The 14,467-nt window shown below is 56.6% G+C and carries 16 protein-coding genes and 1 pseudogene; 7 read left to right on the top strand and 10 right to left on the bottom strand.

The features are described from left to right. Nucleotides 1-302: 302 nt before the first annotated feature. Complete coding sequence (locus ACE2AA_RS03260) at nucleotides 303-878, bottom strand: hypothetical protein (protein ID WP_395371135.1); 576 nt, start codon at nucleotides 876-878, stop codon at nucleotides 303-305. A 536-nt stretch (nucleotides 879-1,414) separates the two neighbouring features. Here ACE2AA_RS03260 and ACE2AA_RS03255 point away from each other — a divergent pair. The 4 genes from ACE2AA_RS03255 (at nucleotide 1,415) to ACE2AA_RS03240 (ending at nucleotide 4,173) form a co-directional block, all read left to right on the top strand. Beyond that, entirely contained in the window at nucleotides 1,415-2,479 is a 1,065-nt protein-coding gene (locus ACE2AA_RS03255; RefSeq protein WP_141299057.1) for a hypothetical protein, read from the top strand. 862 nt (nucleotides 2,480-3,341) lie between these two features. Beyond that, nucleotides 3,342-3,467, top strand: a complete 126-nt coding sequence (locus tag ACE2AA_RS03250; RefSeq protein WP_395371132.1) for a hypothetical protein — start codon at nucleotides 3,342-3,344, stop codon at nucleotides 3,465-3,467. Between the two features lie 192 nt (nucleotides 3,468-3,659). Beyond that, nucleotides 3,660-3,938 carry a DUF333 domain-containing protein gene (locus ACE2AA_RS03245; RefSeq protein WP_395371130.1) on the top strand — a complete coding sequence of 93 codons (279 nt, stop codon included), beginning with the start codon at nucleotides 3,660-3,662 and terminating at the stop codon, nucleotides 3,936-3,938. 1 nt (nucleotide 3,939) lies between these two features. Then, nucleotides 3,940-4,173, top strand: a complete 234-nt coding sequence (locus tag ACE2AA_RS03240; RefSeq protein ID WP_395371128.1) for a hypothetical protein — start codon at nucleotides 3,940-3,942, stop codon at nucleotides 4,171-4,173. A 144-nt stretch (nucleotides 4,174-4,317) separates the two neighbouring features. On the opposite strand, the gene ACE2AA_RS03235 is transcribed toward ACE2AA_RS03240, so the two are convergent. After that, nucleotides 4,318-4,590: a hypothetical protein gene (locus ACE2AA_RS03235; RefSeq protein WP_395371127.1), complete on the bottom strand. Its 273-nt coding sequence runs from the start codon at nucleotides 4,588-4,590 to the stop codon at nucleotides 4,318-4,320. On the opposite strand from ACE2AA_RS03235, the gene ACE2AA_RS03230 reads away from it, so the two are divergent. From ACE2AA_RS03230 to ACE2AA_RS03220, 3 genes are all read left to right on the top strand, one after another. Further along, entirely contained in the window at nucleotides 4,574-4,831 is a 258-nt protein-coding gene (locus ACE2AA_RS03230) for a hypothetical protein (RefSeq protein WP_395371125.1), read from the top strand. The two genes, ACE2AA_RS03235 and ACE2AA_RS03230, sit on opposite strands and share 17 nt — an antisense overlap. Nucleotides 4,832-4,983: 152 nt before the next feature. After that, entirely contained in the window at nucleotides 4,984-5,217 is a 234-nt protein-coding gene (locus tag ACE2AA_RS03225) for a hypothetical protein (protein ID WP_141259844.1), read from the top strand. A 110-nt stretch (nucleotides 5,218-5,327) separates the two neighbouring features. Beyond that, complete coding sequence (locus ACE2AA_RS03220; RefSeq protein WP_227000568.1) at nucleotides 5,328-5,726, top strand: hypothetical protein; 399 nt, start codon at nucleotides 5,328-5,330, stop codon at nucleotides 5,724-5,726. A gap of 410 nt (nucleotides 5,727-6,136) precedes the next feature. Here ACE2AA_RS03220 and ACE2AA_RS03215 read toward each other — a convergent pair whose 3' ends face one another. The 8 genes and pseudogenes from ACE2AA_RS03215 to ACE2AA_RS03180 form a co-directional block, all read right to left on the bottom strand. Further along, the gene (locus ACE2AA_RS03215; protein ID WP_395371122.1) at nucleotides 6,137-6,709 is read right to left on the bottom strand and encodes a DNA-3-methyladenine glycosylase I; all 573 of its coding nucleotides are present in this window, start codon (nucleotides 6,707-6,709) and stop codon (nucleotides 6,137-6,139) included. A 171-nt stretch (nucleotides 6,710-6,880) separates the two neighbouring features. Further along, nucleotides 6,881-8,359, bottom strand: coding sequence for a phosphoethanolamine transferase (locus tag ACE2AA_RS03210; protein ID WP_141299049.1), 1,479 nt, complete (start codon nucleotides 8,357-8,359; stop codon nucleotides 6,881-6,883). Nucleotides 8,360-8,638: 279 nt separating this feature from the next. Next, complete coding sequence (locus tag ACE2AA_RS03205) at nucleotides 8,639-10,069, bottom strand: phosphoethanolamine transferase (protein ID WP_395371120.1); 1,431 nt, start codon at nucleotides 10,067-10,069, stop codon at nucleotides 8,639-8,641. A gap of 363 nt (nucleotides 10,070-10,432) precedes the next feature. Continuing rightward, on the bottom strand, nucleotides 10,433-12,619 hold the full coding sequence (locus ACE2AA_RS03200) for a pyrroloquinoline quinone-dependent dehydrogenase (RefSeq protein WP_141259886.1): 2,187 nt from the start codon (nucleotides 12,617-12,619) through the stop codon (nucleotides 10,433-10,435). Between the two features lie 14 nt (nucleotides 12,620-12,633). Beyond that, a complete protein-coding gene (locus ACE2AA_RS03195; protein ID WP_141259839.1) occupies nucleotides 12,634-13,020 on the bottom strand; it encodes a glycerol dehydrogenase in 387 nt (128 codons plus the stop codon). A gap of 248 nt (nucleotides 13,021-13,268) precedes the next feature. Continuing rightward, nucleotides 13,269-13,424, bottom strand: a complete 156-nt coding sequence (locus ACE2AA_RS03190) for a formate dehydrogenase accessory sulfurtransferase FdhD (protein WP_395372106.1) — start codon at nucleotides 13,422-13,424, stop codon at nucleotides 13,269-13,271. Nucleotides 13,425-13,478: 54 nt separating this feature from the next. Continuing rightward, nucleotides 13,479-13,676, bottom strand: a pseudogene (locus tag ACE2AA_RS03185) (oxidoreductase); the annotation flags it as partial. 203 nt (nucleotides 13,677-13,879) lie between these two features. Then, nucleotides 13,880-14,290 carry an Rrf2 family transcriptional regulator gene (locus tag ACE2AA_RS03180; protein WP_141259838.1) on the bottom strand — a complete coding sequence of 137 codons (411 nt, stop codon included), beginning with the start codon at nucleotides 14,288-14,290 and terminating at the stop codon, nucleotides 13,880-13,882. Between the last annotated feature and the right edge of the window lie 177 nt (nucleotides 14,291-14,467).

The following is a 14,467-nucleotide window of genomic DNA, read 5'->3' as shown; positions in this document are numbered from 1 at the left end:
ACAGAAGGTGCAATCGACCGGTCTATAGGCATCCATGCAGTGTGGAATGCGCATCCTGTCGCACTGGGCGTGGTCGGTCCGGCATCCTCCTGCCGGGATCAGTGCAGAACTTTTTACAACCATCCGGGCGGCCTGCTCGCAGGTGCAGGATCTTACTCGGTAATGCAGGCATCAGGACCGTATTGCATGGCAATATGACCGGCATGCGCATCCTGACCCGCACACAGGAATTCAGGATATATTGTTTTCACTTACTGAAATTATGATATTTAAAAAATAATTATCAATAAGTTACTTGTATTTTATTGATCAATCGATCCCGGCTGTTCGATAATAACCCGAATGCCCCATGTCTTTCCGCCATCAGCAGTGGTCAGTACGACCTGATAGGTTCCGTTATTTGGAATTATGATATGATCGAGTGGCGTATCCGTTGAAGACCAGATGATATTCCTGTCATCATAATGTTTTAACGACACCGTCATTGGCACGACCGGTGCTGCCGTGATCCCGCTTATGATGGCGGCTTTCTGGATGTCTTTTGGCAGCAAGCTCTCGATCGCCCTGATATCGATATCGCCACCACGGTTGGATGGCAGGCTCAGGATAGCGGAAATGCAGGTTTCGTATTCCCTGTAGCTCTCGCTTGTGCAGGGTGTCTGGACGGTCACGCTTGCCGGGGTATTATCGGGCAGCTTCACGTCTGTTGCATACGCCTGGCCAGTCAGCAGGAGTGCCGGAACAAAGGCGAAAAAGCGTTTACTCATGGTACGAGACACCTTACGGGAAATTTTAGCCAACCGTGCAATCCTGTTCAATACGCGAAATTCTCTCCCCTGCACAGGATATGATGAAGCCGTGCCGGTCAGATAACGCATTATTATATAATAACCCTACCCCTTGGAAATTGTTTTCATCTGCCATGCCTGCGGCTGAAACAGGCAGCGCGCCCAGGACCATATTTGCATTCTTCACATCTGACACATTTTGTATCCTCCCGGTTCCAGGGCATGCTGTGCGCCAGCGTCCGACCTGTTGTCTCTCCTGTCCGGTATGGCGGGGCTGTTCCCCCGAAACCGACGACAACGGGGCACGGGTTCATGGCCGTTTGGCATGGCTGCATATAGATTCAGTATAACTTACGTTATTTTAATAATGCCTTACACTCCGGCAGCCGGGGTGCCGTTCTGGGGTATCTGCCTTATATTATTGAAAAATATGTATGAAATGACGGCGATTGTGCTTATCGTCATTGCCAGATAAAAATCAATGTCGTTACAATTCAAGAAAGTCACGTGTTACCATGACAGGGTATCATCAGGTCAGTTCATGAAGTCAGTCGCCCGACCACCATCGAAAAGCAGTGAAAATACAAGATAATACGTCATATTAAGAAATGTAGAGTTCTATTGTTATGAAAAAAATTACGGTGGTGCCGCTCATTTTATTGCTGGGTGGATGTTATGGCGTTGGCTCCCAGAGACTGGACCATGATCAACTTGACTATTCTCAGGCGTTGATTGGATCTTCCAAACAACAGACACTCCTTAATGTCGTCCGGCTGAGATATGCCGACACGCCGGGCTTTCTGGACACGACCCAGCTGATTTCCGGCTACCAGTTGCAGCGCAATATTTCCATCGGTGTTGGCTCGGACTCCAATCCGATCAGGCCCGCGGGCGCTATCGGGGCGCAGATACAGGAAAGTCCGACTTTTACATTCCAGCCTGTTACGGGTGATGCCTATGCGCAGAGTTTCCTGCGCCCGCTTCCGCCGGGTAGCCTGCTGCCCCTGGCCATGGGGGGGCTGCCCATAGATATTTTGTTCCGCCTGTCGGTCCAGTCAGTCAATCTTATCAATAACGCGGGCTCCATCGGGGGCGACGTTGGCCGGGGTTCGCCTGAATTTTTCGAACTGATCTATGACCTGCGTCGGCTGCAGATTGCGGGCCTTCTGGGCATACAACTTGAACATAGCGAGGAAATACCAGGAAAAACCCCGGCTTTTGACCGGGTATTCCTTACGGTATCATCGACTACGGACCCCCTTCTGGCCGAAGTTGTGAAGTCGACACGGCGCTTTTTTGAAATGGGTCCGAAAGATGAACGTGTCGAAGTCATATACGGAGCGGGAAGGCCGCAACATGGCCAGATCAGGCTGCTTACCCGTACAATGCTGGGCGTTTTAGGGCAGATTGCCTACCAGATCGATGTTCCGCAGGAAGATATTGATTCAGGGCGTACCCTTCCCAAGATCATCCTGATAGGACGCAATACAAAGCCAACGGTTTTTGTTCATGTCAGTAATGAACGGCCGCGCCTTTCTTTTGTATCAATAAAATACAATAACAAATTCTATTATATATCGGATACCGATTTTCCCAGCAAACTTGGGTTTACAATGCTGCAGATCCTGATGGAGCTTTCAAAAACCACCAAAAATCCGGGTGCCGTGCTGACCATACCGGTGAATGGATGAAGGCTGTCAGCCTGTTGCCTGAAACATAACAACATGGCCTGAAAACAGACTGCGCCACGCGTTCTTTCTTCAAAAAAAACGTAATCGTTTACGCGACTTATGGGCGCACAGACCGGGCCTGCGCGTCGTCCAGACTGAAACAGCGCCTTCTCCTGAAAGCTGGTCGGGACCATGGCCAGCAGGCTGATCGGACCAATGATGTTTTCTGGCAGGCGTGCCCGTTCGGACGGCACTACCCCTGATAAAGAAATAGCCCGTCCGGATCCATGTAAAGACCTGGAAAAACATTCGTAGGTCATGCTGGTCTTCGGCAAAGGCGCTCCCCCGCCGCCGCTCGACCACATCCTGCATGACGGGACCGTGCGGCCTATCGCCCCAATCGTGAAGACGATGGCAATAAGAGCGTTGGCAAGAACGGGTTCGATCCACAACCCCGCCTGCCCCTGCAAACCACACTCAGAATCGCCAGCATCAACGCCAGTCCATTGAACAGCAGCCACACACATGGAAGGCCCAGATTCCGCCGTGCATCAACCCGTCGCCGGTAACAAACACGCCCCAGTCCACGCGCCCCGTATTCCCGGAACAGCAGCACCCCCCAATTCGGGCGCAATACCCACAAAGGCTGACTGACAGGTCATGGGCCTGTCCGCGGGGCAAGAAAAATATCGGGTACGAAACTGCCGTAGAAACCGTCCGGTATCCGCTGGGGCAGGATTACGCTGGCCAACCGGACCCATCAGCCACACGCCCCACATCAAAAACGACCAGCCGCGATTGTGCGAACGTTGGCCGCCAGGGCAGACCCAGCAGCCATCCGTCATCGGGTCGCCCCCATGGCACTGGCCATGCGCGGAGCAGCGTGCCGCCTGCGCCACTGGTGACATGGGCGGATACGGGGGACACACTGTGGGTGGAATACGTGGCCGGTGGGTCAGGCACGGTTGACTGGCTGATGTGGTACGACGCGGCAGGCCGCCCCGTGTGACATACAGCGCGGTGATGGATCATCCCAACCTGTGCAGCATGCTGCGTGCGCTGGGCCACGGAAACGCCCTGTCCCCACTGTTCGCATCCTGACCAGCGCCGATGGCATCGCATGCTGGCACCATCAGGCGTTTGCTGATACCTGATGGCGGCAGTGACATGTGCAACACGACAGGCAAGGCGAACAGGCTCCATGACATATTCCTTTCCCTTCATGCGGCGGCTGGCGCGGTGCGTGGCCTTTGGCAGTATCGTGCTGCTGGGCGCGTGCGCGACCGGCCATCATACCCCGGCGCATGCATCGCGCATCGGCATGGCCAATCCGGCCTCGGTTTACTGCCAGCAGCGTGGCGGCACGGTGGAAATGCGCACCACATCGCAGGGCGTGACAGGCTGGTGCCACCTGCCCGATGGCACGGTGATGGAAGAATGGGCACTGTTCCGCCGGGATCACGCCACCACCACGCCATGACATGCCCCCCGCGCGCATGATCGGGGTTGCCGCCCTGCGTGGCGTGGCGCTGGCAGCGCTTCTGGGCCTGGGCGCGTGTGATGACGCGCTCATGGCCCGACGCACGCCTCCGCCCGCGGACTGCGCGCGCCGGGGCGGGACATGGCAGGTAAGTGATAATGGGCATAACGGCCTGTGCCGCCTGCCACCCGGCGGGCAGGTAGCGGGGTGGACGATTGTGCCTCGCGGCCATTAAACCGTCATCTTGTGCCCTGATATTTCCCTACTGCTGCCCAACTGACAGTGTGTCATACTGGTATGAAACCGCATAATTTCCCTTCTGTCCTTTCCGTCCTGCGCGGCGCGCTGCGGCAGGGGACCCTGATTGCAGGCATGGTGGCTATCGTAGCCCTGCCTGTCGGTGCATGGGCACGGCCATGGGGACCGGCATGGGGGCCACCGCATCATCGGCACTACATGCGGCGTTATCCGCCGCCGCCCCCGCCACCACCGCCGCCGCCACCCATGCGGATGGGGCGGTTTTACGGCCCCCCACCACCGCCCCCACCCCCGATGATGCCGCCGCCGCCCATGTGGTAGGATGCAACCCCAGCGCGGCTGTGCCGTTCCTCCCCCCATAACAGATGGAGGATAACGTGCCAGCCGTGCCCATGAACCACCTGCCCCGTATCAGGGCGACCCGTCGCCTGCTGCCCCTTATGCTGGGGTTTGCACTACCACTGGCCGGGTGTAGCCATGGAAAGATCGGGGAAGATTTCTGCATTTCGTGCGCGGGTGAAAATCATGCCGAAGCAGGCGCGCCGGGCGCGAATGCCACAGGCAGCCATGGCATATCCGGCCCACGATCGGCGGACAGCCAGGGATCAGCAGCATCGGGCACGCCGCGCATGTAGTGGCGCGGGGCTGACGTTTCATGGTCCGGCCGGGCGGGCATTCCCAAGGTCACACCAATGTGTCCGCAGCGGCCATGATGGCGGCAAACCCATGCCGACAGTCCACGTTTGCTCCATACCACCCCATTGGAAAACAGACAGGAGGACAGATAATGAGGCGATCCGTTTTCTGCGCCCTCCCGATCGTGACAGGGTTGGGAACGGCACTACCGGCGAATGCATATTCCGCCGATCCCGGCACACCGCAACAGGTCGCGGCGTGCAAGGTCGATGCCCTGCGGCTATGCCCGCTGGACATACCGGATACAAGACTGGTCGAAGCCTGCATGCAACGCCGGATTGCCGATCTTTCACCTGCATGCCGGGACACCGTGCAGGGTAAATGACGCCGTCCCGCAAACTCCGGGGGTATGCCGTGGCACAGGCCCGGCCACCCCGCCGACGTTCGGAGGCTCACATGAAAATCTCACGAAGCCTGACTGGAAATATCTCCAACATGACCACCGCCATCGGTGATTTCCTGACCGGCGCACAGGGCGACCGTTCGGGGGCACTGTCGGTGCTGAACGATATTCTTGGTCCCCTGCCCGCACCGGACCAGCCCAGCATGCTGGAACATCGCGCGCAGGAACTGGGCATGCTGCCGCTGATCCGCACATGGCAGGAGCGTGACAACACGTCAGTCGCGGATGAAAGCACCATCCATGCCCTGTTCAGGCCGGCGGAACTGCAACGCTTTTCCAACCAGACCGGCCTGTCGGAACGCGCGGCGATGAATATCCTGCGCGATCTGCTGCCTTCGGCCATCCGCCACCGCGCGCTGAACGCCCGCGCGGGCTGGCAGCAGATGGGCCAGACAGATGCCACCACCCAGCAGCGGGTGGCTGGCGAATAACAAGCAACCCCTAAAAAATGGCGGCAACATGCGTGCCGCCTGACTGGCCCGCCCGCCAAGGGGTCTTCCCCGGCGTGGCGGGCTTTTTTTGTGCCTGTATTTCACAGATATCAAGCAGCACCCCGCCTTGATATTCACCATGAGCGAACGTCAACTCGTCAGTGTCGTCCGGGCGATACCTACCAGGCCACGAAAGTATCAACAGGGCCGAAGGTCTGGCCACGATGGGCATTGGCGCTGCGGAAATGGCCAGTGCCGCGGGCCTGATGGCTGCCCCTGAAGTTGCCTGGCAAGGTTGGCTGCATTGCGCTTGCGGCCCATGGCGCCGACATGATGGTCGCCAGACAGCAGGCGTGGAAAAATGGCACCGAAGTGCTGGAAACAAAAGGCGGTTGACCAGAGCGTGTAGGTTATTCGCCAGCAGGCAATACATGCCTGTAACACCCGGGTTCATGGTCGTGGATCATCCCGGCGGCCTGCATCCAGGCGTAGACCGTGACCGGACCGACGAAACGGAAACCCCGCGCCCGCAATGCGGTGGACATGGCGTATGACAGGGGAGATGACGCCTGAACCGGTCCGGGATTATGCACGGGCGCATGGCCCACCATGGCCCATGCAAAGGTGGCGAAGTCCTCGCCCCGGTCACGCATGGCGATATAGGCGCGGGCATTGCCAATGGTGGCGACAATCTTGGCGCGTGCGCGGATAATACCCGGATCGGCCAGCAGGCGCGTGATGTCAGCATTCCCAAAACGGGCTACGCTGTCGGGATCGAACCCGGCAAAGGCACGGCGGAACCCTTCGCGCCGTTTCAGGATCGTGCGCCATGACAGTCCGGCCTGAAAGCTTTCCAATATCAGCATTTCCCATAACTGACGGCTGTCATGCACTGGCTGGCCCCATTCGTTATCATGATAGGCCATCATCATTGCATCCGTCTGCGCCCATCGGCACCGTGGACGGGTGGGATCAGGTGACATGGGAACGGGTTCCTTGGAATTGTTTAAAAAGCCTGCCTTCGAGACATCCTGCGCATTATAAGAATCTTTTTTAAAAAAGATTCAGAGAACGCTGCCTTTTTTCAAAAAGGCAGCGCCTAAAAACCCTTTCTTCATTTTCATATAGTCTGTTGGATCAAAACCGGCATCTGGTCACCATAAGTTTTTCTCGGTTGGCAGGTTATTGTAATTGTATACTTTTGAATCGGCATGCAACACATGATCCCTGCTGCGTGCCGCATCCATGGCGGCAGGGTCCACATCATACCCCAGCATGTCCAGCAACAGGTACTTGTTCATGATGGAGGTATAATACCCGTCATGGTTGCGCATCTGTTCAGCCATGTTGCAATAGGTGCCCACACCGTTTGCGTCATGGATGATCATGGGAATGATATACTGGTCATAACCACCATACTGGTAACCATGACCTACATTCACGATTTCCCCATGGTCGGAGGTATAGATCATCGTGTAATCGCCCAGTTCCGATGTCGCAATGGACATGATCTGCTGCACGATGCTGTCGGTATGGTGGATGGACTGGTCATACGTGTCGGCGTCGGGCAGGGCCTGCACATCGCGGGGGGTGACCTTGTCGTCATATTTCCGGTGGCTGCCCATAATATGCACGACATACATCTTGTACGGCGCCGGATCATGCATCTTGTCCGCCAGCACAGGCATGATGGATTCATCCTTCCAGTTCACGCCGTTGGTTTCATTATTATAATCCTGGCGGGTGGTATAGTCGCTGTATTCAGACAGATAGCCGAACGGGCGCGCATATGGTCCCTTCCCGTCCTGTGACGCAATCCAGAAGGTCTTGTAACCGTTGTCACGCGCCATTTCGATTATGTTTTTTTCGTTAAACAGCGTTTCGCGTATTTCCGGCGTCTGGAATGAAAAACTCATGGGCACCGAATAACGGGTCATGGGGGCGTTGGTATGGACCTTCGCCAATACGCAGATCTGTTTCCTGTCCTTCATTTCCTGAAGGTTGGGCGTAGTATTCTGATTGTCGTAGCCATACACGCCATAACGCGACGCCAGCGAGGACTCCCCCATTATAAAGACGATGTTGCGCACCCTGCCTGCATGTCGACCGATGACCTGACGGTCAGTGACAGTATGCGCCCTGACGACAAAGCGCCTGTCTTTCACCCATTTCGTCGATATGATGGCAAGATACGTCACGTCCCCAACGACCCCCGGTGCGTGGTCACGCAGGTCCGATGCAATATATCTGCGATAGACGATATCGGTCCATTTCGCGGTATGGAAAGGCCAGTTGGCGTACAGCTTCCAACTGTTATAGCCCCCCGTCAGGACCAGCGGCACCATGGCAATCATGACCGCGCGCCGGTTCCACCGACCCAGACGCCATGACAGGACCGCCACCAGGCCCAGCGCCAGCACGGCCGCGATATAGGCGGACCACGGCACGGTGCCCAGCATGGACGCGGCTTCATGCCGGTTCGTACCCATGATCGCATCCAGCGTACCGTCGGTTATCAACTGACAGTCATGCGCAATATAGAAGTCAAGGATCAGCAGCGCCACGAACACGGTGTTGAGGCACATGCTGCCAATGCGGCCACAACTGAAGAACAGCAGCGGCAGCAGGCTCATCTGTAACGTAAAATGCCACGGATGGCTGCCAGTTGAATGACGCGCAATATACAGTTCTATGAAAAAGTAAATAATACTGATTATAGAAATGAAAAGCGTTCTTTTTTTATTATAAATTTTCCGCAGTCCGTTTTACATATTTTGACACAATCAGGCGTGTATATGTAACAAAACCGCTCATATCAAGCGCATTATTAAAATAAACTAACGTGAATTCATTTGTTTTTATAATAAATTATCCGCTACAAACCATTTTATCCCCGGCCCGCCGTGGCTGCTTCAGTGCCGGTTCCGTTCAGTCGGCAGATTGCTGTAATCGTATATTTTGGAATCCGAATGCAGCACATGGTCCTTGTTGCGTACCGCATCCATGGCGGCAGGGTCCACATCATACCCCAGCATGTCCAGCAGCAGGTACTTGTTCATGATGGAGGTATAATACCCGTCGCGGTTACGCATCTGTTCAGCCATGTCGCAATAATTGCCCACACCATTGGTGTCATGGATGATCATGGGAATGATATACTGGTCATAACCGGCATACTGGTAACCGTGGCCCATACCTACGACTTCCCCATGGTCGGATGTATAGATCAGCGTGTAATCACCCAGTTGCGACGCGGCCATGGCCATGATCCGCCGAACGAACTCATCAGTGTGGTGAATACTCCGGTCATATGCATCCGCATGTGGAAGGGCTGCGATATCGTCACTGCTCGCCTTGTCCGAATATTGCTGGTGGTTGCCCATGATATGCACGACATACAGCTTGTACGGTGCGGGATCCCGCAGCTTGTCCGCCAGCACGGGCATGATGGACTCATCTTTCCAGTTCACGCCGTTGGTTTCGTTATTATAGTCTTGGCGGGTGGTATAGTCGCTGTATTCAGACAGGTAGCCATACGGGCGGGCATATGGTCCCTCCCCCGGCTGTGACGCGATCCAGAAGGTCTTGTACCCATTTTCGCCCGCCATTTCGATCAGGTTCTTTTCCTGAAACAGCTTTTCCCGGATTTCGGGGATCTGGAACGAAAATGTCATGGGCACGGCATAACGGGTCAGGTTGGCATTGGAATGGGCTTTTTCCAGTACACATATCTGTTTCCGCGCCTGCATGTTACGCAGGTTGGGCGTGGTGTCCTGTCTGTCGTAGCCATATATGCCATAGCGCGACGCCAGCGAGGACTCCCCCATGACAAATATGATGTTATGCACTCTGCCCGGATGCCGTCCGGTTACCTGCGGGTCGGTATTGGGGTGGGGCCGGACAACAAAGCGTTTGTCCACCGCCCGTTCAGCCGTCATGATGATGAAGTAGGTTGCGTTTCCCACTACCCCCGGCGAATGGTCACGCAGGTTGGCCGCGATATAGTCCAGCCCCCCGATATCGTTCCATTGCGCGGTGCGGAACGGCCATGTGGCATACAGCTTCCATGTATTATAGGCCCCCGTCAGCACCAGCGGCACCATGGCGATCATGACCGCGCGCCGGTCCCACCGCCCCAGCCGCCATGACAGCACGGCCACCGCCGCCAGCATGAATGCCGCCGCCACATAGGCAGGCCAGGGCACCGTACCCATCATGGATATGGTCAGGTGCCGGTTCGTACCCATGATCGCATCCAGCGTGTTGCCGGTTACAACCTGACACAGACGGGCAATATAGAAATTACTGACCAGCAGAACCACGAACGTGGTGTTGAGACACATGCTGCCAATGCGGCCAAAGTTAAAAAACAGAAGCGGCAGCAGGCATGTCTGTATTACAAAGTGATACGGATGGTTACCGTCTGAATGACATGCAATGTAAAACTCTAACAAAAAGTAAATGATACCAATGATAGAGATATACAATGCTCTTTTATGAATCTTAATTGCCGTCATCCATTTTTATGCATTGAATGACCGGCCTACATAAAATTGTCACAATCCGTCAATCTCATTTAATGAATAAATATATGTTACGTTATTTTATTTCATAATAAATCGTCAGCATGCCGCAGGCGCGCATAAAAAAACCGGGACCGCAACGATGCGGCCCCGGTCGGGTCAGCCCGAATATGACGGGTAAGGTCAGTTCACGTTATCAAGAGCATAGACCACCAGGTCATCAGTGACCGGCGTCATCATGAAGTGGTGGCCACCGGCCATGATGGCGACGTACTGCTTGCCCTTGTATTCATACGTCATGGGCGTTGCCTGTCCGCCACCGGGCAGGACATCGTTCCAGACTTCACGGCCAGTATGGATGTCGAAGGCATGGATCATGTTGTCGGTCGTTGCCGCAACAAAGATCAGGCCACCAGCAGTAATGACCGGGCCACCGTTGTTGGGCGTGCCTATGGTCAGCGGCAGGTGGGTGGGCAGGCCGAACGGCCCATTGGCACGCGCGCTACCCAGCGGGTGCTGCCACAGGACCTTCTGCGTGTGCATGTCGATGGCGGTAATCATGCCATAGGGCGGCCGGTTGCACATCATGCCCGTATATTCATCCCAGAACGGCGAGACGACGATACCATACGGCGTTTCCGCCATGGCCCCTGCCCCTTCGGCACCACCGCCGCCGGGTTTGTAGTTGGGATCATCCACCGGCATCAGCCCCAGCTTGTCCGCCTTCTTGCGGCTGACCAGCTGGTCATACATGGGCGTGTTGTTCCAGTTGGCGATCAGGATGCCGGTCTTTTCATCATACGCGACACTGCCCCAGTCAGATCCACCATTATAGCCGGGATATTCCAGCCACGGCTTGTCGATGCTGGGCGGCGTGAACTCACCCACATAATGCGCACGGCGGTATTTCAGGCGGCAGTACAGCTGGTCAATGGGGGACATGCCCCACATGTCAGCTTCCTTCAGCGGCGCGAAGCCCAGACGCGGCATGCCGACCGACCATGGTTGCGTCGGCGCGCGCGTATCACCCGGCACCATGCCTGGCGAGGGCGCGGGCCGTTCTTCCACCGGCAGCACCGGCTCACCCGTGCGGCGGTCCAGCACGAAGGTCTGGCCACGCTTGGTGGGCATGATCAGCGCGGGCACCGTGCTGCCATCAGGCTTGGTAAAGTCCATCAGCGTAGGCTGCGACCCGATGTCGTAATCCCACACATCCTTATGCACGGTCTGGAACACCCAGCGCGGTTCGCCCGTTTTCACGTCAATCGCGACAACGGCGGAGGACACCTTGTTTTCCTCCGGGCTGCGCATGGCGCTGTAGTAATCAGCGGCCGAGTTGCCGGTAGGCACGTAAACCAGCCCCAGCGCGTTGTCACCAATCATCGCGGCCCAGGAATTGGGGGTGCCACGGCTGTAATGCTCGCCTTCCTTCGGCTCGCCATGTTCATGCGGACGGTTGACATCCCATGCCCACAGGAAGCGCCCGGTTTCTGCGTCATATCCACGGATTACACCCGACGGCGCCCAGCGGCGCTGGCCGTCAAGGATTTCCTGATTGGTGATGATCGCACCATTGACGATCGGCGGCGGCGCGGTTTCGGCCACGAATCCGGGCACGGATTCACCCATCCCCTTCATCAGGTTGACCATGCCGTGCCAGCCGAAGCCCTCGCACACCTTGCCGTCCTCGCTGTCCACCTCGATCAGGCGTTCATCCAGCGTGGCTTCGAGGATACGGTGGTGGCAGTGCTCGCCTTCAGGCACGGTGGAGGACGTGTAGTACACCACCGCCTTGCACGCCGCCGTATACGGAATGCTCTCGTATTTCTCATTGGCGTGGAAGTGCCAGACTTCCTTGCCCGTGGCCGGATCGATACGCATCATGTCGTTCAGCGCGGAACACATGTACAGCCCGTCACCCACCTTGATGGGCGTGGTCTCGGCAGCCCATTTGTTCACCTGCCCCGGCCCCGGCTTGCTGCCGGTATGGTAGATGAAGGCACGTTTCAGGTGGCTGACATTGGACGGCGTGATCTGGTCCAGTGGCGAGAAACGCGTCGCCCGGTCATCGCGCCCGTAGCCGGGCCAGTCATCATGCGCGGGGCTGGCCGTAACCTGCTCGACCATCGGCGTGGCCTCGCTGGGTTCTGCAGGCGGACCGTCGGGAATGTTGGCGGCGTTGACGCCCGGCGCCTGCGGGCTGTTGGGCGACGGGGCGGAAAACGCGTCCGTCGGCGGTGTGGGCGTGCCGGGGGCAACGGTGGCATTGCCGCTACCGGGTGGCTGGTCGGCAGGAGGCACCTGCGCCAGGGCACCTGCGCCTGCGGTACCGGCAATGATGGTGGCGCCCAGCAGCAGGGTGCGCAGCATTGGAGTATTGGACATTATGCGACCTCCCGCACATGGGTTGTGCGTGCGTGGTCAGCACGCCGCAGCACCGGCAGGCACAGCGCCACGCCAATGGCCAGCAGGGTTGGGCCGAATACGCGCGGCAGCAGTCCCCAGCCGTCAAAGCCCACTTCCCAGAATGCCCACAGCCACGTAAAGGCGCAGGCCCCAAGGTAAAGCAGGCCGCCCACTGGCCGACCCATGGCCATCAGCACACCCGCGGCCGTCACCACCAGGCCGCAGACGACGTAATAAAGCGAGCCACCCAGGAACGCGAGTTCAGCGCCCATGTATACCAGTGGCAGGCCCAGCAGGATGATGATGACCGCAAGTAAAAGCGTCGCCCATCCTGCGGCGCTCTGCGGTTTCATAAAAGCAGACATAATGGATGTTCCTCCAGTATCATGCAGCGGAGGCTAATCCCGCGCCTGTTAAACGCGAAAAAACGAAATCGCGAGCTTGGTCACGACTTTATTACTATTGTTTCAGGGTTGTAAGTATTCCGCCAGAAAACAGGTCCCAGCATGACGTATTTGGAATCCAGACCTGCTGTGCTTGCACACGAAATATTTTTTTTACTTATCCATGACCAGATCGGGAACCATTACGGACCTGTCGCGCGCAGGTGCGATCAGGTACAGCCCCGCATCCCTCCCGCTACCCGCAACGCGCGCGCCGTGGGCGCTGTTACCGCCACCAGTTCCGGCATGCCCGCCATGATCGCCTTGTGCATCCTTTCATACGAACACCGGCTGACAATCACGCAGAACCTGCGCCCAAAATCCATGCCGTCCGCAATCCGGCCCCCCAGCTTGTCCCACGGCGTTGTGGCGGCCCACATCTTCAGCGTCTTTTCACGATCGGGGTCCGGCCATGCGCAGTTTGGGCAATTGAAGCCGTCCGGGTAATTCATGGACAGAAGTGCGCGCGACCCCCTTGACCAGTAAGCTCTGTTCCATCAGCACGCGTGCGGTGGCGTTCGCCGCCCCCACCTACCGGCGGGATGGGTATAGGGCCTGAATTCCGGCTTGTCAGATATGGCGTTCTTCCGTGTTTGTACGCAGGAAACTGCAGGATTGTTGTTATTTCAACTACAAAAGACATAATTTTGCATGTATGAAAAATATTTATCTGTTAATAAATTTATTTTATCAACAGAATGGAATGAACGATATGTATTGATTGTATAATACCATATATAGTTCGTTGGTGGCAATGCTTCATTGCATCATGCCGAACCGGTTATATCCTGTCTGGTATGATATCGTGCAGCGTTGTGCGGTCCAGCACATGCAGGAAGGCCTCCAGTGACTGGGACAGCAGGCGACGCAGGCGGCACATGTCCGCCAGTACGCAGGGCTGGCCGTTTTCTGGCTGGCACGACACGACGGAAAGCATGTCCGTTTCCATCAGGCGTACGATATCCCCGATAATGATGTCCTGTGGCTGGCGGGGCAGTTGCAGCCCACCCGACCGGCCACGACGCGCCTGCACTACCCCTTCGTTGGACAGGCGGTTGACGACCTTGACCAGATGGTTATGGGAGATGTTGTGATGGCTGGAAATCTCGTGCACGGATACGCGCCTGTCTGCATTGCACGCCAGATAGACAAGCACGCGAATGGCGTAATCGGTATGAAGGGTCAGACGCATGATATGCTGTTTACGGCCTCCCCATTCCGGTTATCATATAGACCTGTCATGGCGATGTAACGGTTCCCGGCCCGAATGGTAGGCATGGTCCAGTGTTGCAACAGATAGGACATGGATATCCTGTGGTCAGACATGGTGACGATATTACCATAGGGTAAAAAAGACCGTATTGGTACG

The organism is Komagataeibacter diospyri (assembly GCF_043995075.1).
In the GTDB taxonomy this organism is placed as follows: Bacteria; Pseudomonadota; Alphaproteobacteria; order Acetobacterales; family Acetobacteraceae; genus Komagataeibacter; species Komagataeibacter diospyri.
This window is presented reverse-complemented; position numbering and strand designations above follow the sequence as displayed.